Raw genomic sequence first — 23,509 nt, forward strand, 5'->3', positions numbered from 1 at the left:
GTAGGATCGGGACCATGGCCGAGGACAGCAAGACGCGCAGCCACGAGGTGACCGACGGTGCCCAGCGGGCGCCGGCGCGGGCGATGCTGCGCGCCATCGGGATGGGTGACGACGACTGGGACAAGCCCCAGGTGGGGGTGTGCTCGTCCTGGAACGAGGTGACGCCGTGCAACATGCCGCTGGCCCACCTGGCGAAGGTCGCCAAGGAGGGTGTGCGCGCGGCGGGCGGCTTCCCCATCGAGTTCACCACCATCGCCATCTCCGACGGGATCTCCATGGGCCACGAGGGCATGCGGGCCTCGCTGGTCAGTCGGGAGGTCATCGCCGACTCCGTCGAGGTCGTCATGCACGCCGAGCGCCTCGACGGCTTCGTGTCCTTCGCCGGCTGCGACAAGAGCCTCCCGGGGATGCTCATGGCCGCCGCTCGGCTCAACCTGCCGTCGGTGTTCGTCTACGGCGGGTCGATCATGCCGGGCCAGCACAGGGGCAGGGCCATCGACATCGTCGACGTCTTCGAGGCGGTCGGCGCCTTCTCCGCCGGCACCATGTCGCGCGAGGAGCTCGACGAGATCGAGCGGGCCGCCTGCCCCACGGTCGGTGCCTGCGCGGGCATGTTCACCGCCAACACCATGGCGTCGGTGGGTGAGGCCCTCGGCATGTCGCTGCCGGGCAGCGCCTCGGCTCCGGCCGTCGACGAGCGGCGCGACGGCATCGCCAGGGCCAGCGGCGAGGCCGTGGTCCGGCTCCTCGAGGCGGGGATCCGGCCGCGCCAGATCATGACCAAGGCGGCGTTCGAGAACGCCATCGCCGTGGTGATGGCACTCGGTGGCTCGACCAACGCCGTGCTCCACCTGCTCGCCATCGCCGCCGAGGCGCGGGTCGACCTGGCGCTCGACGACTTCAACGTGGTGGCCGCACGCGTGCCCCACATCGCCGACACCAAGCCGCACGGGCTCTACCACATGAGCGACCTCGACCGGATCGGCGGAGTGCCCGTGGTCATGCGCGAGCTGCTCGACGCCGGCCTGCTCGACGGCGACTGCCTCACCGTCACAGGCCGGACCGTCGCCCAGAACCTGGCCGACCTCGACCCGCCGGCGCCCGACGGCAAGGTGGTGCACCCCCTCTCCGACCCGATCCACGCCACCGGCGGCATCGCCGTCCTCACCGGCTCGCTCGCCCCCAAGGGCTCGGTCGTGAAGGTCGCCGGCCTCGACTTCACCCGCTTCGAGGGCACCGCCCGCGTGTTCGACGGCGAGGACGGTGCCATGGAGGCGATCCTCGCCGACCAGATCCGCGCCGGCGACGTCGTGGTCATCCGGTACGAGGGCCCGAAGGGCGGTCCCGGCATGCGCGAGATGCTCGCGGTGACCGGCGCCATGAAGGGCGCCGGCCGGGGCGGCGACGCCGCGCTCATCACCGACGGGCGGTTCTCCGGCGGGACCCACGGCTTCTGCATCGGCCACGTGGCACCCGAGGCGGTCGACGGCGGACCCATTGCCTTCGTGGCCGACGGCGACCGCATCGTGATCGACGTCGAGGCCCGCACCATCGACCTCCTCGTCGACGACGACGAGCTGGCGCGTCGCCGCAGCGACTGGAAGCTGCCCGAGCCCCGCTACACCACCGGGGTCCTCGCCAAGTACGCCCGCCTCGCCAGCGGCGCCGAACGAGGCGCCATCACCGAGGCGTAGCTGCCCGGGCCAGTGCGCGACGCGGTCGGGGGTTTCAGGGGCTGATCCCCTCGAGCACGGTGTCGAGGATCTCGGCGATGATCGATGCGTCGACGGCGGAGGCCCGCAAGGTGAGCCGGTACAGAACGGCACCGGCGAGGAGGTCGATGACGATCTCGTGGGCGGTGCCAGCATGCAGCTCGCCGCGGGCGGCGGCTCGCTCGAGGACCTCGAGCGAGGCCTGCCGCCGGGCGTGGATGTGGGCATCCAGCAGGCGGCGAAGCTCGGGGTTGCGGCCGGCTTCGGCGGCGATGTCAGCCAGCACACTGGGGGCGGGCCCCGAGCCGAGGTCGTCAGCGAGGCCGATGAGGATCTCCTCCAGATCCCCGCGGAGCGAACCGGTGTCAGGCGCGGGGGCCGGCCCGGCGAGCTCGCCGGCAGCCGCCATCAGCAACGCCTCCCGACTGGGCCAGCGACGGTAGATCGTCGCCCTTCCCACCCCGGCGCGGGTCGCCACGGCCTCGACGGTGGTGGCGGTGAAGCCCACCTCCGCGACCAGGGCGAGGGTGGCTTCGAGCACGTCCCGGTCGACCTCGGGGCGTCGTGGCCGCCCGGGGCGACGGGCATCAGCCACGCCCGACGGTGCCCAGGTGGGTGTGTCGGAAGCCGGCCGGGGACTTGAGGCCGAAGCCCAGCGCCCGGTCGAGGCCGACGTGTGCCACCCAGATGAGGGCGACCGCCTGCACGCCTACCAGGGTGAGGGCGAGTCCGGCAGCGCCGAGGGCGACCGGCAGGACAAGGTTGTGGCCAAGGTTGTATGCCCGGGCGCCGGTGACCGGTCCTCGCAGGTAGCCCAGCATCGAGAGATCGGGCGCCAGGAAGATGAGGGAGAAGGGCAGCCAGCCGGCGCCAAGCGCCTGGTAGGCAGCCAGGGCGACGATGAAGGTGGCCGCACCCTCGGCCCGGAGGCTGAGCACGCTCGCCCGGTCGGGGACCATGGGGCCGGGAGCGGCGTCGGGCGGGACGGTGGTGATGGTCGCAGAGGTCATCCGGCGCTCTTCCATTCCGAGACGGATCCGTATTCTAATCTCGGTCGCATCACCCCGGTCAAGGGAGGATCATGAGCAGGTGATCCGCCTGGCCCGCGCCGCTGATGCCGAACGGCTCCGCAGCATCGAGCGGGCCGCCGGTGCCGCCTTTGCCGAGGTGGGGTTGGATGCCGTCGCCGCTGATGAGCCCCTCGCCGTGGAGGTCCTGGTCGCGTACGCGGAGGCGGGGCGCGCCTGGGTGGAGGTCGACGACGCCGACGAGGCCGTCGGCTACGTGGTGGTCGACCTGATCGACGGCTGCGCTCACGTGGAGCAGATCAGCGTCGACCCCGAGCACCAGGGCAGGGGGCTGGCCCGGCGATTGCTCGATGCGGTGGAGGCGTGGGCGGGAGCCCACCGGCTCCCGGCGCTCACCCTCACCACCTTCACGGAGGTGGCGTGGAACGCCTCGCTGTACGAGCACCTCGGCTTCCGCCGCATCGCCGATGACGCCGTCGGGCCCGAGCTTCGGGCGCTCGTGGCCCACGAGGCGGCCGCCGGGCTCGACCCCGGCGCGCGCACCTGCATGCGGCGGCCGGTCGCTACGACGAGGAGGGCTGCGCCGCCAGCCTGAGGGCGGACCAGTCGGGGCCCACGGTGATGACGTCGGTGCCCACCCAGCCGAGCGGCTGTGCCACCTCGTGGATGGCCCCCTCCGACAGGTCGGTCTCCAGCCCGGATCGCCCGGTGGGCCACAGCACCCAGAAGGCACCACTGGGGCGGATGGTGGCGACGAGCCAGTCGACGTTGCGCGCCAGGTGCGACCGGCTCGGCACGAAGCCCAGGATCAGGTCGACGGAGTCGCTGCGCTTCAGGCCGTGGCGGACGTCGGCTCCGTCGGGCACCGGCCCGAGCAGGTCGTCGAACCCCTCCGGTGCGTGCAGCACCGCCACCCTCGTGCCCGGGCCGATCCCCAGTCGCTCGGAGAGGGCGCGGGACCCCTCGACGGGGAACGTCTCAGCACGCTCTACCTCGTCCTCATCCACCTCCCCAGGATGCCCGCCCGAGGGTCATGCCGACTGCCGGTTCGGGTGCGCAAGCTCATTGGGCCGGACGCACGTTGACCTTTTCGCGTGGAAGGTCACTGTCATACCCCCGGTGGAGAATGGGTGCATGTTCGGGTCGTTGGCAGACGGGATCGGGGAGGCATTCGCTGCCGCGGACCGGCTCGTTGATGCCGAGCTGGCCGACGCGGTGGTTGCCCTGCAGGAGCACGCCCAGCGCCTGGAGGCGTTGCAGGCCCGGGTGTCGGCGAGGTTCGACGCCTCCAGGTCGTGGGCCGATGACGGTGCGCGCTCTGGGGCGGCGTGGTTGGCGTGGAGGCTCCGGGTGCCGCAGTCCGAGGCGCGGCGACGGATCCTGGCTGGTCGTTCGTGCCGGTCGATGCCTGTTGTCGATGAGGCGTGGCGCGCCGGTCGCATCGGTGCCGCCCACGTCGTGCTCTTGGCCCGTGCCGAGGCGTTGGACGCGCGGGCCTTCGCCCGTGATGAGGAGCTGTTGGTGGGCCACGCGACGTCGTTGCGGTTCTCGGCGTTCCAACGGGCGGTTGCCTATTGGTGTCAGCTGGCGGCACCCGACGCGGTGGAAGACGCTGCGGACGCGCAGCGGGCGCTGCGGGCGGTGCACCTGTCCCCGTCGATCGACGGCATGTGGTTCGGAAAGGTGACGCTCGACCCGGTGGGCGGCTCGATCGTGGGCGGCGAGCTCGCTCGATTGGAGCGGGAGATGTTCGAGGCCGACTGGCGCGAGGCCACCGACCGCCTTGGGCGCACGCCGTGCGTCGACGACTTGGCTCGCACCCCGGCGCAACGCCGTGCTGATGCGCTGGTGGAGATGGCCACCCGGTCCGGCTCCACGCCGGAAGGCGCGCAGCGGCCAGCGCCGCTGTTCTCGGTGCTGGTGGGCTTGGAGACGTTTGCGGGGCGGGTGTGCGAGCTGGCGAACGGTGCGGTGGTGACACCGGGATCGTTGGTGCCGTGGCTGACCGAGGCGGAGGTGGAGCGGGTGGTCTTCGATGGGGCGTCACGTGTGATCGACGTCGGCGTGAGGCAGCGGTTCTTCCGGGGTGCCACTCGCCGGGCAGCGCAGGTCCGTGACCGTCGCTGTCAGCACCCCACCTGCGACGAGCCTCTCGATCGGTGCCAGGTCGACCACATCGAGCCGGCCGCCGCCGGCGGGCTCACCACCTTGGCCAACGCCCGCCTCCTCTGCGGGTTCCACAACCGCCTCCGTGCCACCCGCACCGGCAAGACGAGCCCCACCGACGACGACGCCGAGGCCGACCCAGCCTGACCCGCCTCTCAGCTGTCGGGTTCGCCGGCCAGCGCCGTCAGCTCGTCCCACAGCCCGGTGATCACCTCGAGCACAGGGGTCTCTCGGGCGGCCGCCTCCGCCAGGCGGCCGTCGTGGGCAACGGCGCGTGCCTCGTCCGCCCACACCGCCTTGTCATCTCCGCGCAACGCTGCGACACTGGGCGCCGTGATGACCGCCGACCTCATCCTCGTACGCCTGATCTAGCGCACGCCGTCCACCACACGCGTGCGCTCACGACCTCCCCAGCGGGAGGTCGTCGCAGTTTTCCGACCGTTCGCCCATCCCCGACGCCCGCCACCGGACACACGAGCAAGCCAGTAGGAGCGCCATGAAGCTGACCGGGGCCCAGGCCCTCATCAAGAGCCTCGAGATGGAGCAGGTGGAGGTCATGTTCGGCCTTCCCGGTGGCGCCATCCTGCCGGTCTACGACCCCATCATCGACAGCTCGATCCGCCACATCCTGGTGCGCCACGAGCAGGGTGCCGGCCACATGGCCGAGGGCTACGCCATGGCCACCGGCCGGCCGGGCGTGGCCATGGTCACGAGCGGCCCGGCGGCGACCAACATCGTCACCCCCCTGTGCAACGCCTACATGGACTCCACCCCGCTGGTGGTCGTCACCGGCCAGGTGCCCTACTCCGCCATCGGCACCGACGCCTTCCAGGAGTGCGACACCACCGGCATCACCATGTCGATCACCAAGCACAACTGGCTGCTCTCCGACGCCCAGGACATCCCAAACGTGGTGCGCGAGGCCTTCCACATCGCCACCACAGGCCGTCCCGGCCCGGTGCTGATCGACATCCCCAAGGACGTCTCCACCGCCACCATGGACTGGCACTGGCCCGACTCGCTCGACCTGCCGGGCTACAAGCCCACCACCATCGGCCACCCGAAGATGATCAAGGAAGCGGCTCGGCTCATCCTGGAGTCGCGCCAGCCGGTGATCTACGCCGGCGGCGGCATCCTCAAGGCGCGGGCCGCCGAGGCGCTGAAGGAGCTGGTCGAGCTCACCGGCATCCACGTGGTCACCACCCTCATGGCCCGGGGCGCCTTCCCCGACGACCACGAGCTGTGCCTCGGCATGCCGGGCATGCACGGCAACTACACCGCCGTCACCTCCATGCAGCGGGCCGACCTGCTCATCGCCCTCGGCGCACGCTTCGACGATCGGGTCACCGGCAAGCTCGACGGCTTCGCCCCCGACGCCAAGATCATCCACGTCGACATCGACCCGGCCGAGCTGGGCAAGGTGCGCAACCCTGACGTGCCCATCGTGGGCGACTGCCGCCTGGTCATCGAGGACCTGATCTCCGCCATCCGCGACCTCCAGGCCGGCGGCATCGAGGCTCCCGACCGCAGCGCCTGGCGCACCACCATCAGCGGCTGGCAGGAGCAGTTCCCCTACGGCTACGAACCCCACGAGGAGGGCGACGCCCTCAAGCCGCAGTCCGTCATCGAGGCCCTGCGCGACTCGGCGCCCGACGACGCCATCGTCTGCTCGGGCGTGGGCCAGCACCAGATGTGGGCCAGCCAGTACTGGCGCTACAACCACCCCTACACCTGGATCAACTCCGGGGGCCTCGGCACCATGGGCTTCGCCGTCCCGGCCGCCATCGGGGCCAAGGTGGGCATGCCCGACCGCATGGTCTGGGCGATCGACGGTGACGGCTGCTTCCAGATGACCGCCCAGGAGCTCGTCACCGCCACCACCGAGCGCATCCCGGTCAAGATCGCCATCTTGAACAACGCCTACCTCGGCATGGTCCGCCAGTGGCAGGAGATGTTCTACGACGAGCGCTACTCCGAGGTGTACCTCTCGCCCGACGTCCCCGACTACGTGAAGTGGGCCGAAGCCATGGGCTGCGTGGGCCTGCGGGCGGAGTCGCCCGAGGAGGTCCAGCCCGTCATCGACAAGGCCAACGAGATCGACGACCGACCCGTGGTGATCGACTTCCGCACCGACAGCCGGGAGAAGGTCTTCCCGATGGTCGCCTCTGGCGCCACCAACGACGACATCCAGGTGCCGCCGTTCCAACAGCGGAAGGACATCTGATGGCGCAGCGCCACCACATCCTGTCGGTCCTCGTCGAGAACAAGGCTGGCGTGCTCGCCCGGGTCGCGGGGCTGTTCTCGCGCCGGGGCTACAACATCTTCTCCCTCGCCGTGGCTCCCACCGACGACGACCGCTTCAGTCGCATCACTGTCGTCGTCGACGTCGAGGCCACGCCCCTCGAGCAGATCACCAAGCAGCTGTTCAAGCTGGTCAACGTGGTCAAGATCAGCGAGCTCGACCCCGCCCAGGCCGTCGAGCGGGAGCTGCTCCTCTGCACCGTGCGGGCCCTCCCCGAGGTCCGCAGCCAGGTCACCGAGCTGGTGCAGATCTTCGAGGGGCGCATCCTCAGCGTCGGCCAGGACCAGCTGACTGTGAGCCTCGAGGGTCACCCTGGCAAGATCGATGACTTCGAAGAGCTCCTCCGGCCCTACGGGATCGTGGAGCTGCAGCGCACCGGACGGGTGGCGCTGCCCAAGCTCGAGCGCCAGGCATCCCGCCTGCGCGCCGTCAAGAACAAGGTGGGATGACCCCGATGGCAGCAAACGTCTACTACGAGTCCGACGCCGACCGGTCGCTGATCGCGGCCCGCAAGGTGGCGGTCATCGGCTACGGGTCACAGGGCCATGCCCACGCCCTCAACCTCAAGGAGTCGGGCATCGACGTCCGCGTCGGCTTGCGCGAGGCCTCCTCCTCCCGAGCCAAGGCCACCGAAGCCGGCCTGAGGGTCGCCACCGTGGCCGACGCCGTGGCCGAGGCCGACCTGGTGATGGTGCTGCTGCCCGACACCGAGCAGCGCGACGTCTACGAGGCCGAGATCGCTCCCAACCTGTCGCATGGCGACGCCCTCTTCTTCGCCCACGGCTTCAACATCCGCTTCGGCCAGATCACCCCGCCCGACGGCGTCGACGTGGCCATGGTCGCCCCCAAGGGCCCTGGTCACCTGGTGCGGCGCACCTACACCGAGGGTGGCGGCGTGCCGTGCCTCATCGCCGTGGCCCAGGACGCATCCGGCAAGGCCCGCGACCTTGCCCTGTCCTACGCCGACGCCATCGGCGGGGCCCGCGCCGGCGTGCTCGAGACCACCTTCGAGGAGGAGACCGAGACCGACCTCTTCGGCGAGCAGGTGGTGCTGTGCGGCGGGGTCACCGCCCTGGTGCAGGCCGGGTTCGAGACCCTCGTCGAGGCGGGCTACCAGCCCGAGTCGGCCTACTTCGAGTGCCTCCACGAGCTGAAGCTCATCGTCGACCTCATGTACGAGCAGGGCATCGGTGGCATGCGCTACTCGATCTCCGACACCGCCGAGTACGGCGACCTCACCCGCGGCCCCCGCATCATCGACGCCGACACCAAGGCGCGGATGAAGGAGATCCTCGGTGAGATCCAGAGCGGTGCCTTCGCCGAGGAGTGGATCGCCGAGAGCCGGGGCGGCCGCAAGCGCTTCAAGGAGCTCGAGGCGGCGGGTGAGGCACACCAGATCGAGCATGTCGGTGCCGAGCTGCGCGGGATGATGCCCTGGATCTCCGAGGGCAAGACCCGCGTGCAGGACGTCTCGGGCGGCTGATCCAGGACCCGCACCATTGCCGACACCCGATCCGCCCGAGCGGGCAGACTCGTACCACTGGACGACCTCGACACGGGAGATCCGATGACGCGAGCGAGCAGCTGCACCACACTTCCTCCGATCCGCAACACCATGTGGGTCGAAGCACGGTTCGGGCACCGCTGATGGCGGTCACCGCATCATCGGGCACCGCCAGCGAGGCGACCGACGTGATCGACCGCGAGGCGCTGCTCGACCGCTACCAGGCCACCCGCGACGCCACCGAGCGCCTCGCCGCCGTCCTCGCCCCCGAGGACCAGGTGGTCCAGACGATGCCCGACGTGAGCCCCACCAAGTGGCATCGGGCCCACGTCACCTGGTTCTTCGAGACCTTCCTGCTCGGTGAGCTGGCGCCGGGCCACGAGCCGTTCCACCCGGGCTTCGGCTACCTCTTCAACAGCTACTACGAGCAGGTGGGGGAGCGTCACCCACGGGCCGAGCGGGGTCTCATCTCCCGGCCCACCGTCGCCGAGGTCGGTGAGTACCGCCGGGCTGTCGACGCTGCCATGGCCGGCCTCGTGGCCGCCGTGGACGAGCGCACCTGGACCGGGCTGGCCGCGCCGAGGATCGAGCTCGGGGTCCACCACGAGCAGCAGCACCAGGAGCTGCTGCTCATGGACATCAAGCACGTGCTCTCGTGCAACCCCCTGGCCCCGGCGTACGTGCCCGACGAGTGCGACCCGGCCGTCGACCTCACCCCGCAGGGCTGGGTCGACCTGGAGGGAGGGCTGGTGGAGGTCGGCGGGGAGCCCGATGGCTTCTCGTTCGACAACGAAGCCCCCCGGCACCCGGTGTTCCTCCAGCCCTACCGGCTGGCCAACCGCCTCGTCACCAACGGCGAGTGGCTGACCTTCATCGACGACGGCGGCTACGAGCGGGCCGAGCTTTGGCTCTCCGACGGTTGGGCGGCGGTGCAGGCCGAGGGTTGGGGTTCGCCGCTCCACTGGCGGCGGGAAGGCGACGCCTGGCGGATCTTCACCCTCGCCGGTGAGCGGCCGGTAGACCTGGCCGAGCCGGTCTGCCATGTGAGCCACTACGAGGCCGACGCCTTCGCCCGCTGGGCGGGCTGCCGCCTGCCCCTCGAGGCGGAGTGGGAGCATGCCGTGGCTGGTCAGGCGGTGGAGGGCAACCTGCTCGATCCCCACGCTCCCGCCACCGGGGCGCCGCACCCCCGCCCCGCTCCGGCTGCCGCCGGTGGAGGGGTGCGCCAGGCCTTCGGCGACGTGTGGGAGTGGACCTCCAGCCCCTATGTGGCCTACCCGGGCTTCCGGCCGGCCGAGGGGGCGATCGGTGAGTACAACGGCAAGTTCATGTCCAACCAGGTGGTGCTCCGCGGCGGGTCTTGCCTCACGCCTCGCGACCACGTTCGGCCGACCTACCGGAACTTCTTCCCGCCCTCGGCGCGGTGGCAGGCCGGTGGGTTGCGCCTGGCCGCCGACGCCTGACCGCCCGTCGCGGTCCCGGGCCGCGATCGGGTCGGGGGCACGGGGCCCGGCGCTAGCGTGATCGTCGTGGGAGGCGAGAGCACCGCTCGTTTCGTCGCGTCATCGCGCACGTGGCGGGCGGCCAGAGGCGGGTCGTGGCATCGCCGCGTGCTCGACGCCGTCGCCGACGCGGTGCTGGTGCTCGACCCGGACGACGTCGTCACCTATGCCAACGACGCGGCCGTCACGCTGCTCGCCCGGCCCGCTGACGTCCTGGTCGGGTCCCACCTGGCCGACCTGGCGGCACCCGGGCCGGCCGCACCGCTCCCGCTCGAGCCGATCGGGGAGGGTCTCCCTGAGGAGCGGCCGGTCGCCGACGTGTGGGTCCTGCCCGATGGCACCCCAATCCCGGTCGAGGTCCTCTCGGCCCCGCTCCTGGGCCCGGGCGGCCAGGAGGGCATCGTGTTGACCCTTCGACCGGCGATCGTCCGCGACGGGTCCCTCTACGAGATCGAGCTGCTCCGCCTCACCGCCAGCGAGCAGGCGCAGCGGACGAACGTCCACCAGCTCCAGGAGGCGGTGCAGCCGCCCCAGCCCGAGGTCGACGGTGTCGAGCTCGGCGTCCACTACCTCTCGGCCGACCGGTCGGCTCCGACCGGCGGTGACCTCTACGACTGGCAGGTCCTGCCCGACGGCGACCTCCACCTCCTCGTCGTCGACGTGATCGGCAAGGGGGTGGCGGCCACCAAGGACGCTCTGGCGGTGGTCCACGTGCTGCGGGTGCTGGTGCTCGAGGGCTTCCCCATGGACCGCCTCGTCGAACGTGCCGACGACCTCCTCGCCCGCACGAACCGCGACCTCGTGGCCACGGTCCTCGTGGGTCGCTACACGCCCGCCACCGGACGCCTGGTGCTGGCCGGCGGCGGCCACCCACCGCTGCTGGTCGTCCGCTCCGACGGTGAGGTCGAGGAGGTGGCGGCGCCGGGGATCCCCCTGGGCTGGCCGGGTGCCGGCAGCTTCAAGCTCACCGAGGTCCACCTCGGTCGGTCGGAGACGGCGGTGCTCTACACCGACGGCCTCATCGAGGCCCGACGGGACATCCTCGCCGGCATCGCCGACCTCAAGACGGCGGCCGCCGAGACCTCGGGGTACCCGGCCCGACACCTCCCTCGTGTGCTCATCGAGCGTGCCCTGGCCGGGGCCCAGCGTCACGACGACAGCCTGGCCCTCGTGGTCCGCAGGCGCTGTCCACCACCGCCGGACGGAACCCGTCTGCTGGGCCCGTTCGAGCACCGGTTCACGCCGCACCTGGTGTCGGTCCCCGTGGCCCGATCGCTGTTCGGTGACTGGCTGCGCCATCAGGGCCTCGACGAGGCGACCGTGGCCGACCAGCTGTTGGTCGCCTCCGAGCTGTGCACCAACGCGGTGTGCTTCGCCACCGGATCGGTGGGCAGCATCACCCTGCGGGGCGAGGCCCGCGGCACCGACCTGGTGGTCGAGGTCGCCGACGACGGCGGCGGGTTCACCCAGGAGCTCACCCGTTTCGCAGAGCTGCCGACCCCGGAGCAGCTCACCGGTCGTGGTCTCTTCATCGTCGATGCCATGGTGGACGAGCTCATCGTCAACCAGTCGTGGGACCGCACGGTCGTCAGCGCCACCCGCCACGCCGTCTTTCCGGAGGAGTCCGAGTGACCGACCCCGCTGACCACGCCACCTCTGACGCCCCATCCTTCGACGTGGAGGTGGCGGCCGACGGCGCCCGGACCGTCCTCGCCCTGCGCGGCGAGCTCGACGCCTACACCGTCGCCCGCCTGGCCGAGGAGATCGTGAACCTCGGCGACATGGCCGGTCGCCACGTGATCCTCGACCTCGGTGCCGTCGGCTTCGTCGACTCCGCCGGGCTGTCGTCACTCGTCGCCGGCATCACCGCGGTGCGCGACGGCGGCGGGGCTGTCTCGATCCGGGCGGTGAGCCCCCAGCTCCGCAAGCTCTTCGAGATCACCGGCCTCACCCGGATGGTGACGCTCGAGTAGCACCGGAGACGGGCCGAGGACCTACATCGTCTCGGCGAAGCTCACCTCTCCCTCGCCCCGCAGCACGTTCTTGAGCAGCTTGCCCGAGGCGTTGCGCGGGAGCTTGTCGTCGACGAGCTCGACGTAGGCCGGGACCTTGAAGTTGGCGAGTGCCTCGGCCACCCACGACCTGACCTCGTCCTCGCTGATGGACGCCCCCGGCTCGACCTGGACGACCGCCTTGACCTCCTCGCCGAGGCTCGGGTGGGCCACGCCGATGACGGCGGCGTCGGCCACGGCCGGGTGCTCGACCAGCCGGTTCTCGATCTCGACGCAGTAGATGTTCTCGCCGCCCCGGATGATCATGTCCTTGGCCCGGTCGGTGATGTAGAGGAAGCCCTCGTCGTCGAGGTAGCCCACGTCGCCGGAGTGCAACCAGCCGTCGGTCACCGCCTCGGCCGAGGCCTCGGGCTTGCCCCAGTACCCGGGCATGATGATCGGACCCTTGATCCAGATCTCGCCGGTCGCACCGGTGGGGACGTCGTTGCCGTCGGCGTCGACGACCCGGAGGTCGACCACGGGCATGGCCCGCCCCACGGAGTCCGGCCGGTCGAGGAAGTCCTGGCCGCTGTTGACGGTGGCGACCGAGCTGGACTCGGTGAGGCCGTAGGCGTTGCCGAGCGTGCGCACGTTGGGGAACGTCTCCTGCACCCGACGCTGCAGCTCGCCGGCGGAGGGGGAGCCGCCGTAGGCGACGGAGGTGACCGACGAGAGGTCGTGGTCGTGGCGCTCGGGGTGCTCCACAAGCCTCCAGACCATGGTGGGCACGGTGGCCCAGACCGTGACCTTCTCCTGCTCGATGAGCTCCATGGCCTTCACCGGTTCGAAGCGGCCCTGGGGGATCACCAGCTTGATGCCGCCGAGCAGGCCGACCACGAGGCCCGAGTGGCAGCCCGAGACGTGGAAGAGCGGGGAGGTGAGCAGTGAGGCATTCTGGGTGCTCTGGTCGAAGACGGCGCCGCCACCGAGCATGCCCCCGGCGATGGCGTTGTACATCGTGTTCTGGAGGTTGGCGATCATCGACCGGTGGGTGGAGATGGCGCCCTTGGGCTTCCCGGTGGTGCCGCTGGTGTAGAAGATGACCGCCGGGTCGGCCTCGTCGATCGGCGTGTCGCGCATGGTGGGCGTGGGGTCGGCGGTGAGCTCGGCGAAGCGGCGGACGGCCACCCCCGAGGCCCCGGCGTCCGGGAAGTCGCCAGGGTCGGCGTCGATGAGGTAGACGGCCTCGAGGTCTGGCAGGTCGCCGAGGCGGTCGGCGATCCGCTCGAAGCGGCCGCGGTCGGCCACGAGCACCTTCGAGCCGGAGTCCTGGAGCCCGTAGACGATCTCCTCGGTCTTCCACCACCCGTTGAGGCCCACGAGGATGGCGCCGAGGTCGACGGTCGCCCAGAAGGCCAGGCACCACTCGGGGTTGTTGGCCGACAGCACGGCCACCCGGTCGCTGTGCCCGACGCCGCAGTCGTCCCGCAGGTGGTTCGAGACCGAGTTGGCCTCGGCGATGAACGTGGCGAAGCCCCAGCGGCGGTTGCCGTAGACGATGAAGGTCTGGTCGTCGCCCCGGGCGGCGCCGAGCTCGGCGACGACCCGCAACGAGGGGAGACGCTCCTTGTAGGCCTTCATCTCCACGCCGTCGATCACCTCGGTGGTGACCTCGAACATGCCTCCCGGTCCGGTCAGCTCGGCATGGACCTCGGCTCTGGTCGGCATCTGGCTGGTCTCCCTCGGTGTCGGTTTCGCGGAGAGATCCTGCCACGTTCGCTGACGTCGATGTCAGCGGCGAACCGGCGTGGCCCCGGGCCCGCCGCCGGGGAGGCGTCAGGACAGGTGCGCCACCACGTGGTCGATGCAAGCGGTGAGGGCAGCCACGTCGTCGGGCTCCACGGCGGGGAACATCCCAACCCGTAGCTGGTTGCGGCCCAGCTTGCGGTAGGCGTCGGTGTCGACGATGCCGTTGGCCCGGAGGACGGAGCTGACGGCGTTGGCGTCGATGGCGTCGTCGAGGTCGATGGTGCCGACCACGGGGCTGCGCATGGCGGGGTCGGCGACGAAGGGTGTGGCGTAGTCGCAGGCCTCGGCCCATCCGTAGAGGATGGCGGCCGACGCCTCGCTGCGACCGGCGGCGAAGTCCATGCCGCCATTGCCGTTGAGCCAGCGCAGCTGCTGGTCGAGCAGGAACAGCGTGGCGAGGGCGGGCGTGTTGTAGGTCTGGTCCTTGCGGCTGTTGTCGAGGGCGGTCACGAGGTCGAGGGAGGTGGGGATCCACCGTCCGGTGCCGCTGATGCGACTGATGCGGTCGATGGCGGCGGGCGAGCACGCGGCGATCCAGAGCCCGCCGTCGGCCGCGAGGTTCTTCTGCGGGGCGAAGTAGTAGGCGTCGACCTGGCTGGCGTCGAAGCGGATACCGCCGGCGGCCGACGTGGCGTCGACGAGCACCAGGGCGTCGTCGGCCGAGGTGCCCTCGGGCCGGCGCAGCTCCATGGCCACGCCCGTGGAGGTCTCGTTGTGGGTCAGGGCGTAGGCGTCGATCGACGGATCGGCCCGGGGGGTGGGGTGGCTGCCCACTGGGGCCTCGATCACCTCGGCCGGCCCGAGGTGGGGGGCGGCGTCGGCGGCGGCAGCGAACTTGGACGAGAACTCCCCGAACACCAGGTGCTGGCTGTGCGACTCGATCAGCCCGAAGGTGGCGATGTCCCAGAACACGGTGGTGCCGCCGTTGCCGAGCACGATCTCGTAGCCGTCGGGGAGGCCGAGCAGCTCAGTGAGCCCCCGGCGGATGGAGCCGACCACGTCCTTCACCGGCGCCTGGCGGTGGCTCGTGCCCAACCACGTGCCGGCGACGGCGGCGAGGGCCTCGACGGCCTCGCGCCGGACCTTCGAGGGCCCGCAGCCGAAGCGCCCGTCGGCGGGCAGGAGGTCGGCCGGGATGCGGATGTCGGGGGTGGTTTCACTCATCACGTGCCACTATCGCGGGAGCCCTCCACACCGGCGAATCCGATCAGGAGCGACCACCCCCCATGTCCAGGATCTCCGCCCGCATCGCCGCGATCGCCGAGTCGGCGACCCTCGCAGTCGACGCCAAGTACAAGGCCCTGAAGGCTGCCGGCGAGGACGTCATCGGCTTCGGCGCAGGCGAGCCCGACTTCCCCACGCCCGACCACATCGTGGAGGCGGCCGTGGCCGCCTGCCGCGACCCCAGGAACCACAAGTACTCGCCCGCCGCCGGGCTCCCCGAGCTGCGAGAGGCCATCGCCGTCAAGACCCTCCGCGACTCCGGCTACCAGGTCGCCGCCAAGCAGGTGCTGGTCACCAACGGCGGCAAGCATGCCCTCTACAGCACCTTCGCCACGCTGCTCGACCCCGGCGACGAGGTGCTGCTGCCGGCGCCCTACTGGACCACCTACCCCGAGCCGATCGCCCTCGCCGGTGGCGTCCCCGTGGTCCTGCCGACCGACGTCTCCACCGGCTTCAAGGTCAGTCTCGACCAGCTCGACGCGGCCGTCACCGAGCGGACCAAGGTCCTGGTGTTCGTCTCTCCCTCCAACCCCACCGGTGCGGTGTACTCGCCCGCCCAGGTGGAGGCGGTTGGCCGCTGGGCGCTCGAGCGCGGCATCTGGGTCGTCACCGACGAGATCTACGAGCACCTCACCTACGGCGACCACGTGTTCTCGTCGATGCCGGTGCTCGTCCCCGAGCTGGCCGACCGCTGCGTGGTGACCAACGGGGTGGCCAAGACCTACGCCATGACCGGCTGGCGGGTGGGGTGGATGGTCGGCCCGGCCGACGTGGTGAAGGCTGCGGCCAACCTCCAGTCGCACGCCACGTCCAACGTGGCCAACGTCTCCCAGCGGGCTGCCCTGGCCGCGGTGTCGGGTGGCCTCGACGACGTCGTCGCCATGCGCAGCGCCTTCGACCGCCGGCGCCAGACGATGCACTCGATGCTCCAGACCATCCCCGGGGTCGAGTGCGCCGAGCCGGAGGGAGCGTTCTACGCCTTCCCCTCGTTCGAGGGCGCCCTCGGCCGACCTCTCCGCGGCCGCACGCCGGCGACCTCGCTCGAGCTCTGCGAGCTGATCCTCGAGGAGGCCAAGGTGGCCCTCATCCCCGGGGAGGCGTTCGGCGCTCCGGGCTACGCTCGGCTGTCGTTCGCCTTGGGCGACGACGACCTCGCCGAGGGCGTCCGCCGCATCGCCGACCTGCTCGCCTGATCCGGGAGCTCGGCGGCGCCCTGCTCGACCCAGAGGTCGAGGGTCCGGGCGAGGATCACCGCCAGCTGCGCCCGGTCGACGGGGACGTCGGGCCGGAACGTCGCACCGCTCCCGGCGGCGATGCCGGCAAGGGCGACTGCCTCCACGTTGTCGGCGTGCGGGTGGTCGCGGAGGTCGAGGAACGGCCTGCCCACCGGAGCGGGCAGCTCCTCTCCGGTCAGCGCCGTGTGGGCGCGGGCCACCAGGCTCGACACCTCCGCACGACTGACGGTGGCGACGGGGGAGAAGGTGCCGCCGTCGGGGTCACCCATGAGCCCAGCCGCCGCCACCCGGGCGATCGCCGGCTGGTGGACGGAGCCCTCGGTGTCGTCGAAGCGAGCTCGGGCGACGGGGAGGTCGTGACCGGCGGCTGCCAACACCCGGTCGAGGAAGGAAGCCATCTGCTCGCGGGTCACCTGCGCCTCGCCTCCGTAGGTGCCACCCTCGGCTGTCACCACGCCCCACCACGACAGGCATCGCACGGCCTGCTCCTGCGCGGAGCCCGGTGCGAGGTCGTCGTAGCCGTGGTCGGGGAGGCGCTCGGACGGGCACGCCCCGTCGATGCCGCGTGGGTGGACCTCGTCCTCGGCCGCCACCAGCTGCATCAGCGCGGTGGGGGCCAACAGGAGCACGCTCACGAGGGCGAAGAGCCGGGTGGTGTTGCCGAGCTCGGTCGTGCGCGTCGCCCGGGCCGACCACGTGTTGTCGGCGAAGGCGGAGACGCCCAAGGCCACGAAGGCCGCCGCGGGGAGGCCGACGAGCCACCAGCCCGGCTCCATGGAGGAGTCGACCAGCCACAGGACGGAGAACCCCAGGCAGAGGGTGGTGACGAACAGGCACGCCGCCAGGACCAGGGCACCGCTGATGGTGGAGACCCGGGGCATCCCGAAGTGGTCGGCGGTCGTCGATGCCATGGTTGGCACGTACCCGGAGGGCCGCTCGGCAAGGCGAGATCCCACCGACCGTCACCGAACTGGAACAGCGCCGGCGAGGCCGTTACCCGGTTCGCCATCGGGCCGGATCGGGGCCACGATGGGGCATGGCCCGCATCCTTGTGTCTGAGAAGCTCGCCGATGCCGGTCTCGACGACCTGCGCAAGGCCGGACACGAGGTCGACGTCCGTCTGGGGCTCTCACCGGAGGAGCTGGTTGAGGCGGTCCGGGGCGCGGCGGCGCTGATCATCCGGTCATCGACGCAGGTGACCGCCGAGGTGCTCGAAGCCGGGAGCGACCTGGTGGTCGTCGGCCGGGCGGGGATCGGCCTCGACAACGTCGACGTCGCCGCCGCCACCCGCCTCGGGGTCATGGTCGTCAATGCCCCGCAGTCGAACATCCTCACCACCGCTGAGCACACCATGGCCATGCTGCTGGCCCAGGCCCGCAACGTTCCCCAGGCCCACTCCGCCCTCAAGGCCGGGAAGTGGGAGCGCAGCCGGTGGGAGGGCGTCGAGCTGCACGGCAAGGTCCTCGGCATCGTCGGCCTCGGTCGGATCGGAACCCTCGTGGCGCAGCGCGCCCACGCCTTCGGGATGCACCTCGTCGCCCACGACCCCTACGTCTCGGCCGAGCGTGCGCGCCAGCTCAACATCGAGCTCTGCGGCCTCGACGAGCTCGTCGCCCGGGCCGACTTCGTCACCATCCACGTGACCAAGTCCCCCGAGACCATCGGGCTGTTCGGCAAGGAGCTCTTCGCCAAGGCCAAGCCGGGCCTGCGCGTCGTGAACGTGTCCCGGGGCGGCATCATCGACGAAGACGCTCTCGCCGAGGCCGTGCGGGCCGGCCAGGTGGCCGGCGCCGCCCTCGACGTGTTCACCACCGAGCCCACAACCGAGTCGCCCCTCTTCGAGCTCGACAGCGTGGTCGTCACGCCGCACCTGGGCGCCAGCACGGTGGAGGCGCAGGACAAGGCCGGTGCCACCATCGCCGAGCAGGTTCAGCTGGCCCTCGGCGGCGAGTTCGTGCCCTTCGCCGTCAACATCGCCGCCAGCGAGGCCTCGGAGACGGTGCGGCCCTTCCTGCCGCTGGCTGAGCGTCTGGGCTCCCTGTTCGCGGCCATGGTGGAGGGCGCGCCCGCGGTGCTCGAGGTCGAGTACCAGGGCCAGCTGGCCGACGCCGACACCCGGATCCTCTCGCTGTCGGTGCTGAAGGGCCTCTTCACCGGAGCCGGCGCGGACTCGGTGTCCTACGTCAACGCCCCCCAGATGGCCGAGGAGCACGGCGTCGAGGTGCGTGAGACCACCGTCTCGGCCGCGCATGACTTCGTGAACCTCATCACCCTGCGGGGCGGGGGGCACGCCCTCGCCGGCACCCTCACGGGCGTGAAGGGCGAGCCGAGGATCGTCATGCTCGACGACCACACGGTGGAGCTGCCCCCCGCCGACAACCTGGTGGTGGTCCGCAACGACGACCGGCCCGGGATGATCGGCCTCGTCACCACCGCCCTCGGACAGGCCGGCGTCAACATCTCGGACCTGCACTTGGGGCGTTCGCCCGCAGGGGAGATGGCGCTGATGGTGCTGGCGCTCGACCAACCGGCCCCCGACGCCCTCCTGGCAGACCTCCGCACCGCCGACGGCATCGCCAGCGTCCACGCTCTCACCCAGCCTTAGCGGGGCCCGTCACCGACGGAACCCTCCCGCACCTACTCCAGCTTGATGGCGCCTGTGGGACAGAGCTCGGCGGCCTCGCGGACCTGGTCGTGGAGCGCCTCGGGGGGCTCCTCCTGCAGGACGTAGAGGTAGCCGTCGTCGCGCAGCTCGAAGACCTCTGGCGCGACCCGTGCGCACGATCCCGTGCTCACGCAGCAGTCGAAGTCGACCACGACCTTCATGGGCTCTCCCTGGGTTGTGTGCTGGTGCGGCTCAGCGCTTGGCGGCGCGGAGCCCGTCGGACTCGGCGGCATCGGGGTCCACGTAGCACCGGTCGGGCGCGGTGCGCTCGTAGTTCAGCATCCCCGGAAGGTGGAAGATCTTGCTCGAGAGCTTCGCCTTGACCGGGTGGGAGCCGGGGCAGGTGCCGTCGGCGTCGGGCTCGATCCACGCCGCCTTCTTGGCGGCGCCCTTCTTCGCCGTCGCCTTGCGGCCCGGGGCCTTCTTCGCCGCAGCCTTCTTCTTCGGTGCCGGCTCGAATGCCGTGGGGGCCGGGGCCTCGGCCTCGTCGGCGGCCGCGTCGGCCCAGTCGGGAGTGGGGGACTCGGGCTGGCGGTCGACGTCGCCTGCCTGGTCGTCGGCGTCGGTGCCGGTCCCGGTGGAGACGGTCGGGGCGGGCGCCGGGGTCTTCGGCGCCGGTGCGGCGTTGGTGTCGACCCGTTCGGGGGGCGTCGAGATCGGCGGCCAGGCCGACGAGCCGCCGCTCCCGGGCGCGCTCGAACGACGTCCCTGGATTGCCTTGACCGCGGCTGCGACGCCACCGGCGAGCGCTCCCAGTGTCAACCCGATGCGGAACGATCGACGGATCATGGGTCTGCGGTCTCCCTCGCTGCGTGCGGTCCTGGGGGCACCCTAGTTGGGCACGCCGATTGGATCCTTCGCCAGACGCTCGGTCAGGCCGTGGTGGGGAGGTGGCTGGGGCGGGTGGCCTCGAAGCGGTCGACGTCGTCGCCGTGTCGCAGCGTGAGGCCGATGTCGTCGAGGCCCTCGAGCAGCCGGTAGCGGGTGAAGTCGTCGAGGGGAAAGGTTGCCTCGATGCCGGCGGCGGGCGCTTCGATGGTGCGTCGCTCGACGTCGATGGTGATCTCGAGGGTGGGGTCGTCCTCCACGGCGCGCATCAGCGCCTCACCCACGGCCTTCTCGACCGTCACCGGCACCACGCCGACCTTGGTGCAGTTGTTCCGGAAGATGTCGGCGAAGCGGGGCGAGACGACGGCCCGGAAGCCGAAGTCCTCCAGCGCCCACACGGCGTGCTCCCGCGAGGAGCCGGTGCCGAAGTTGGGGCCGGCCAGGAGGATGGAGGCGCCGGCGTGCTCGGCCCGGTCGAGGACGAAGTCGGGCTCCGACTCCCGCCACGACGAGAAGAGCCCGGCGCCGAAGCCGGTGCGCTCCACGCGCTTGAGCCAGTCGGCGGGGATGATCTGGTCGGTGTCGACGTCGCTGCGGTCGAGGGGCACCGCGGTGCCGGTGATGATGCGGGTGGGCTCCATGGGAGGCTCCTAGCGGTCGAGGTCGGCGGGTGACGCGAAGTGCCCGGCGACGGCGGTGGCGGCGGCGACGGCGGGGGAGACGAGGTGGGTGCGCCCGCCCCGACCCTGGCGACCCTCGAAGTTGCGGTTGCTGGTGGAGGCGCAGCGCTCGCCGAGGCCGAGCTTGTCGGGGTTCATGGCCAGGCACATGGAGCAGCCGGGCTCGCGCCAATCGAAGCCGGCCTCGGTGAGGATGCGGTCGATGCCCTCGGCCTCGGCCTGCTCCTTCACCGCGAACGAGCCGGGGACGACGAGGGTGCGGATGCCGTCGGCCACCTTGCGGCCCTTGGCCACGGCGGCCACGGCCCGCAGGTCCTCAATGCGTCCGTTGGTGCACGACCCGATGAAGACGGTGTCCACGGGGATCTCGCGCACGGGGGTGCCAGCCGTCAGCCCCATGTAGGTGAGCGCCCGGGCGGCCGACTCGCGGGCCGCCGGGTCGGTGAAGGAGTCGGGGTCGGGCACGGTGTCGTCGATCGAGGCCACCTGGGCGGGGTTGGTGCCCCAGCTCACGTGGGGGGTGAGGGTGGAGGCGTCGATGATGACCTCCTTGTCGAAGGTGGCGCCCTCGTCGGTGGCGAGCGCGCGCCAGTCGGCCACCGCTGCGCCCCAGTCGGCGCCGGTGGGGGCGTGCGGGCGGCCCCGCAGGTACTCGAAGGTGGTCTCGTCGGGGGCGATCATCCCGGCACGGGCGCCAGCCTCGATCGACATGTTGCAGACCGTCATGCGCCCCTCCATGGAGAGGGCGCGGATGGCCGAGCCCCGGTACTCGATGACCGAACCGATGCCGCCACCGGTGCCGATGCGCCCGATGACGGCGAGGATCAGGTCCTTGGCGGTCACCCCATCGGGGAGGGCGCCCTCGATGGTGACGGCCATGGTGCCGGGCCGCACCTGGGTGAGGGTCTGGGTGGCCAGCACGTGCTCGACCTCGGAGGTGCCGATGCCAAAGGCGAGGGCCCCGAAGGCGCCGTGGGTGGAGGTGTGGCTGTCGCCGCACACGATGGTCATGCCCGGCTGGGTGAGGCCCTGCTCGGGACCGATGATGTGGACGATCCCCTGGCCGGGGTCACCCATGGGGTAGAGGCGGATCCCGAACTCGTCGCAGTTGCGGGCCAGGGCGGACATCTGGGTGGCCGAGACGGGGTCGGCCAATGGCTGGTCGATGTCGGCGGTGGGGACGTTGTGATCCATCGTCGCCACGGTGAGGTCGGGGCGGCGAACCGGCCGGTCGGCGAGGCGGAGCCCATCGAAGGCCTGGGGTGAGGTGACCTCGTGGACGAGGTGCAGGTCGATGTAGAGCAGCTCGGGCTCGCCCTCGGCCGCACGGACCACGTGGCGGTCCCACACCTTTTCGCTGAGCGTGCGGGGAGTGTCGGTCATCGTTGCGATCTCACATTCTGAGATAGTAGTCTCGGTTTGTGGACACGAGTGTAAGCGGGGTGGGCGTGCTCGACAAGAGCGTGCGCGTTCTCGAGGCCCTGGAGGGCGGGCCGCTCGGTCTGGCCGAGCTGGTGGAGGCCACCGGGCTGTCGCGTGCCACCGCCCACCGTCTGGCCGTCGCTCTCGAGACCCATGGCCTGGTGCGCCGTGGTGACGACGGCCGCTTCGCGCTGGGGCTGCGGCTGGTGGCCCTCGGCCGCGGCGCGAGCGACGCCCTCCCGCTCGCCGAGGCGGCCCGACCCGCCCTCACTGCCCTCAGGGACGAAACGGGTGAGAGCGTGCAGCTCTACGTCCGCCACGGCGACCAGCGGGTGTGCGTGGCGTCGCTCGAGTCACCCCACGGCCTGCGGACCATCGTCGGCCTCGGCGCCACCTTGCCCCTCGACCGGGGGTCGGCCGGTCGAGCCCTCACGGGGGCGTCGGGGCCGCAGGGCTGGGTGGAGAGCGTGGGTGAGCGCGAAGAGGGCGTGGCATCGGTGAGCGCGCCGGTGCTCGATGAGGGCGGTGGGGTGCTCGCCGCGGTGAGCGTCTCGGGACCCATCCCCCGGATCTCCCGGACGCCCGGCCGTCTCTACGGGGACGCCGTCGTCCGGGCGGCCACCGCGGTGGCCGCCGCCCAGCGCTGATGCAGTCGACGAAGGAACTTCTCGGCCCATCGAGCAGGAATCGGTGCATCTGGTGTAGAACGGGGGTGCTACGGCGACCCCCGTCGCCAACGCTGATCACCATCGCACCCCTGGGGGAGAGTCCTGTGAAGAACCGAATCTTGGCCATCTGCGCCGTCCTGTTGCTGGGCCTCGGCATCGCCGGTGCTCCCGCCATGGCGCAGGAGGAACCCGACGATCCCGCGCTGACCGAGGTCACCGACGGGCTCCGCCAGATCCTCGATGAGGCACAGCCGCTCTTCGACGGCCTCGAGCCCGTCACCGACGCCGTCGGCGATGCGCTCACCGAGCTCATCGCCGAGCTCCAGCCCCTGTTCCTCGCCCTGCAGGACGCCCTCAACGAGCTCGAGCCCACCTGCGTGGTGCTCGGCCCCATCGTCGACACCATCCAGCCGCTCATCGACGAGATCCAGCCGATCCTCGACCTCCTCGACCCCGATGAGACGCCCGAGCAGCTCGCGTTCCTGAGCCCGCTGCTGGCAGAGGTCGACATCCTCATCGACCAGGTCCTCGAGCTGTGCGCCCCCGCCGAGGAGCCCGAGGCCGAGGCGCCGCCCACGACCGAGGCCCCGGCGCCCCCGCCCCCGCCGCCCGCACCGGCCGAGCTGCCCCGTACCGGTGGGCCCTTGGGTGACACCGCTCCGGTGGCCCTTGCCCTCATGGGCCTTGCCGGCCTGGCCTACGCCGCCCAGCGGCGCCTCGCCAGCATCCGCTAGCCAGAGCCGCCGGTTGGCGGCTCATCGACGATCGACGGC

General features: G+C 71.3%; 23 protein-coding genes and 1 pseudogene. 13 read left to right on the forward strand and 11 right to left on the reverse strand.

All coding sequences use genetic code 11. From position 1 onward, the window contains the following. Window positions 1-14 precede the first annotated feature (14 nt). Window positions 15-1,694 (forward strand): dihydroxy-acid dehydratase, encoded by a 1,680-nt coding sequence (gene ilvD / locus VMN58_11225; protein HUF33765.1) that lies wholly within the window; start codon window positions 15-17, stop codon window positions 1,692-1,694. 34 nt (window positions 1,695-1,728) lie between these two features. On the opposite strand, the gene VMN58_11230 is transcribed toward ilvD, so the two are convergent. Together VMN58_11230 and VMN58_11235 are read right to left on the reverse strand one after the other, a co-directional pair. Beyond that, on the reverse strand, window positions 1,729-2,307 hold the full coding sequence (locus tag VMN58_11230) for a TetR/AcrR family transcriptional regulator (GenBank protein ID HUF33766.1): 579 nt from the start codon (window positions 2,305-2,307) through the stop codon (window positions 1,729-1,731). Further along, window positions 2,300-2,722 carry a DUF4260 domain-containing protein gene (locus tag VMN58_11235; protein ID HUF33767.1) on the reverse strand — a complete coding sequence of 141 codons (423 nt, stop codon included), beginning with the start codon at window positions 2,720-2,722 and terminating at the stop codon, window positions 2,300-2,302. The genes VMN58_11230 and VMN58_11235 overlap by 8 nt, the downstream gene beginning before the upstream one ends. A 79-nt stretch (window positions 2,723-2,801) precedes the next feature. Between VMN58_11235 and VMN58_11240 the strand changes: the two genes are divergently transcribed. Next, on the forward strand, window positions 2,802-3,335 hold the full coding sequence (locus VMN58_11240) for a GNAT family N-acetyltransferase (GenBank protein ID HUF33768.1): 534 nt from the start codon (window positions 2,802-2,804) through the stop codon (window positions 3,333-3,335). On the opposite strand, the gene VMN58_11245 is transcribed toward VMN58_11240, so the two are convergent. Then, window positions 3,304-3,747 (reverse strand): DUF3052 domain-containing protein, encoded by a 444-nt coding sequence (locus VMN58_11245; protein ID HUF33769.1) that lies wholly within the window; start codon window positions 3,745-3,747, stop codon window positions 3,304-3,306. The two genes, VMN58_11240 and VMN58_11245, sit on opposite strands and share 32 nt — an antisense overlap. A 139-nt stretch (window positions 3,748-3,886) precedes the next feature. Between VMN58_11245 and VMN58_11250 the strand changes: the two genes are divergently transcribed. Continuing rightward, on the forward strand, window positions 3,887-5,053 hold the full coding sequence (locus VMN58_11250) for a DUF222 domain-containing protein (GenBank protein HUF33770.1): 1,167 nt from the start codon (window positions 3,887-3,889) through the stop codon (window positions 5,051-5,053). Window positions 5,054-5,061: 8 nt separating this feature from the next. Here the strand turns inward: VMN58_11250 and VMN58_11255 are convergent, their stop codons facing one another. Next, window positions 5,062-5,220 carry a hypothetical protein gene (locus VMN58_11255; protein ID HUF33771.1) on the reverse strand — a complete coding sequence of 53 codons (159 nt, stop codon included), beginning with the start codon at window positions 5,218-5,220 and terminating at the stop codon, window positions 5,062-5,064. Window positions 5,221-5,354: 134 nt separating this feature from the next. Here VMN58_11255 and VMN58_11260 point away from each other — a divergent pair. From VMN58_11260 to VMN58_11285, 6 genes and pseudogenes are all read left to right on the forward strand, one after another. Further along, window positions 5,355-7,100: pseudogene (locus VMN58_11260) on the forward strand (acetolactate synthase large subunit). Window positions 7,101-7,129: 29 nt separating this feature from the next. After that, window positions 7,130-7,657, forward strand: coding sequence for an acetolactate synthase small subunit (gene ilvN, locus VMN58_11265; GenBank protein ID HUF33772.1), 528 nt, complete (start codon window positions 7,130-7,132; stop codon window positions 7,655-7,657). 5 nt (window positions 7,658-7,662) lie between these two features. Continuing rightward, on the forward strand, window positions 7,663-8,691 hold the full coding sequence (gene ilvC / locus VMN58_11270) for a ketol-acid reductoisomerase (GenBank protein HUF33773.1): 1,029 nt from the start codon (window positions 7,663-7,665) through the stop codon (window positions 8,689-8,691). Window positions 8,692-8,855: 164 nt separating this feature from the next. Then, complete coding sequence (egtB, locus tag VMN58_11275; protein ID HUF33774.1) at window positions 8,856-10,175, forward strand: ergothioneine biosynthesis protein EgtB; 1,320 nt, start codon at window positions 8,856-8,858, stop codon at window positions 10,173-10,175. Between the two features lie 147 nt (window positions 10,176-10,322). Next, on the forward strand, window positions 10,323-11,846 hold the full coding sequence (locus tag VMN58_11280) for a SpoIIE family protein phosphatase (protein ID HUF33775.1): 1,524 nt from the start codon (window positions 10,323-10,325) through the stop codon (window positions 11,844-11,846). Next, the gene (locus tag VMN58_11285; GenBank protein HUF33776.1) at window positions 11,843-12,187 is read left to right on the forward strand and encodes an STAS domain-containing protein; all 345 of its coding nucleotides are present in this window, start codon (window positions 11,843-11,845) and stop codon (window positions 12,185-12,187) included. Before VMN58_11280 ends, VMN58_11285 begins: the two co-directional genes overlap by 4 nt. A gap of 21 nt (window positions 12,188-12,208) precedes the next feature. Here the strand turns inward: VMN58_11285 and VMN58_11290 are convergent, their stop codons facing one another. Both VMN58_11290 and serC read right to left on the reverse strand, forming a co-directional pair. Then, complete coding sequence (locus tag VMN58_11290; GenBank protein HUF33777.1) at window positions 12,209-13,933, reverse strand: class I adenylate-forming enzyme family protein; 1,725 nt, start codon at window positions 13,931-13,933, stop codon at window positions 12,209-12,211. A gap of 108 nt (window positions 13,934-14,041) precedes the next feature. Beyond that, the gene (gene serC, locus VMN58_11295) at window positions 14,042-15,178 is read right to left on the reverse strand and encodes a phosphoserine transaminase (protein ID HUF33778.1); all 1,137 of its coding nucleotides are present in this window, start codon (window positions 15,176-15,178) and stop codon (window positions 14,042-14,044) included. Between the two features lie 62 nt (window positions 15,179-15,240). Here serC and VMN58_11300 point away from each other — a divergent pair, with 62 nt between their 5' ends. Next, on the forward strand, window positions 15,241-16,431 hold the full coding sequence (locus VMN58_11300; GenBank protein ID HUF33779.1) for a pyridoxal phosphate-dependent aminotransferase: 1,191 nt from the start codon (window positions 15,241-15,243) through the stop codon (window positions 16,429-16,431). On the opposite strand, the gene VMN58_11305 is transcribed toward VMN58_11300, so the two are convergent. Further along, window positions 16,353-17,384, reverse strand: a complete 1,032-nt coding sequence (locus VMN58_11305; GenBank protein ID HUF33780.1) for an S-layer homology domain-containing protein — start codon at window positions 17,382-17,384, stop codon at window positions 16,353-16,355. The two genes, VMN58_11300 and VMN58_11305, sit on opposite strands and share 79 nt — an antisense overlap. A 125-nt stretch (window positions 17,385-17,509) precedes the next feature. Between VMN58_11305 and serA the strand changes: the two genes are divergently transcribed. Next, window positions 17,510-19,078 (forward strand): phosphoglycerate dehydrogenase, encoded by a 1,569-nt coding sequence (serA, locus tag VMN58_11310; GenBank protein ID HUF33781.1) that lies wholly within the window; start codon window positions 17,510-17,512, stop codon window positions 19,076-19,078. A gap of 32 nt (window positions 19,079-19,110) precedes the next feature. On the opposite strand, the gene VMN58_11315 is transcribed toward serA, so the two are convergent. The 4 genes from VMN58_11315 to leuC all read right to left on the reverse strand — a co-directional run bounded on the left by VMN58_11315 (window position 19,111) and on the right by leuC (window position 22,029). Then, the gene (locus VMN58_11315; GenBank protein ID HUF33782.1) at window positions 19,111-19,299 is read right to left on the reverse strand and encodes a ferredoxin; all 189 of its coding nucleotides are present in this window, start codon (window positions 19,297-19,299) and stop codon (window positions 19,111-19,113) included. Window positions 19,300-19,330: 31 nt separating this feature from the next. After that, window positions 19,331-19,927 (reverse strand): hypothetical protein, encoded by a 597-nt coding sequence (locus tag VMN58_11320; GenBank protein HUF33783.1) that lies wholly within the window; start codon window positions 19,925-19,927, stop codon window positions 19,331-19,333. Window positions 19,928-20,010: 83 nt separating this feature from the next. Then, on the reverse strand, window positions 20,011-20,607 hold the full coding sequence (leuD, locus tag VMN58_11325; GenBank protein ID HUF33784.1) for a 3-isopropylmalate dehydratase small subunit: 597 nt from the start codon (window positions 20,605-20,607) through the stop codon (window positions 20,011-20,013). Between the two features lie 9 nt (window positions 20,608-20,616). Continuing rightward, window positions 20,617-22,029, reverse strand: a complete 1,413-nt coding sequence (leuC, locus tag VMN58_11330) for a 3-isopropylmalate dehydratase large subunit (protein ID HUF33785.1) — start codon at window positions 22,027-22,029, stop codon at window positions 20,617-20,619. Window positions 22,030-22,067: 38 nt separating this feature from the next. Between leuC and VMN58_11335 the strand changes: the two genes are divergently transcribed. Both VMN58_11335 and VMN58_11340 read left to right on the forward strand, forming a co-directional pair. Further along, the gene (locus VMN58_11335) at window positions 22,068-22,715 is read left to right on the forward strand and encodes an IclR family transcriptional regulator (protein ID HUF33786.1); all 648 of its coding nucleotides are present in this window, start codon (window positions 22,068-22,070) and stop codon (window positions 22,713-22,715) included. A gap of 125 nt (window positions 22,716-22,840) precedes the next feature. Further along, on the forward strand, window positions 22,841-23,470 hold the full coding sequence (locus VMN58_11340) for a hypothetical protein (protein ID HUF33787.1): 630 nt from the start codon (window positions 22,841-22,843) through the stop codon (window positions 23,468-23,470). The last annotated feature ends 39 nt before the right edge of the window (window positions 23,471-23,509 follow it).

The organism is Acidimicrobiales bacterium (assembly GCA_035512495.1).
GTDB lineage: Bacteria > Actinomycetota > Acidimicrobiia > Acidimicrobiales > CADCSY01 > DATKDW01.

Coding starts and splice junctions, on each gene's coding strand:
- VMN58_11315 (HUF33782.1), bottom strand. CDS start 19,299: ATGAAGGTCGTGGTCGACTTCGACTGCTGCGTGAGCACGGGATCGTGC.
- VMN58_11235 (HUF33767.1), bottom strand. CDS start 2,722: ATGACCTCTGCGACCATCACCACCGTCCCGCCCGACGCCGCTCCCGGC.
- serA (HUF33781.1), top strand. CDS start 17,510: ATGGCCCGCATCCTTGTGTCTGAGAAGCTCGCCGATGCCGGTCTCGAC.
- ilvC (HUF33773.1), top strand. CDS start 7,663: ATGGCAGCAAACGTCTACTACGAGTCCGACGCCGACCGGTCGCTGATC.
- VMN58_11300 (HUF33779.1), top strand. CDS start 15,241: ATGTCCAGGATCTCCGCCCGCATCGCCGCGATCGCCGAGTCGGCGACC.
- leuC (HUF33785.1), bottom strand. CDS start 22,029: ATGACCGACACTCCCCGCACGCTCAGCGAAAAGGTGTGGGACCGCCAC.
- leuD (HUF33784.1), bottom strand. CDS start 20,607: ATGGAGCCCACCCGCATCATCACCGGCACCGCGGTGCCCCTCGACCGC.
- ilvN (HUF33772.1), top strand. CDS start 7,130: ATGGCGCAGCGCCACCACATCCTGTCGGTCCTCGTCGAGAACAAGGCT.
- VMN58_11305 (HUF33780.1), bottom strand. CDS start 17,384: ATGGCATCGACGACCGCCGACCACTTCGGGATGCCCCGGGTCTCCACC.
- serC (HUF33778.1), bottom strand. CDS start 15,178: ATGAGTGAAACCACCCCCGACATCCGCATCCCGGCCGACCTCCTGCCC.
- VMN58_11290 (HUF33777.1), bottom strand. CDS start 13,933: ATGCCGACCAGAGCCGAGGTCCATGCCGAGCTGACCGGACCGGGAGGC.
- VMN58_11320 (HUF33783.1), bottom strand. CDS start 19,927: ATGATCCGTCGATCGTTCCGCATCGGGTTGACACTGGGAGCGCTCGCC.
- ilvD (HUF33765.1), top strand. CDS start 15: ATGGCCGAGGACAGCAAGACGCGCAGCCACGAGGTGACCGACGGTGCC.
- egtB (HUF33774.1), top strand. CDS start 8,856: ATGGCGGTCACCGCATCATCGGGCACCGCCAGCGAGGCGACCGACGTG.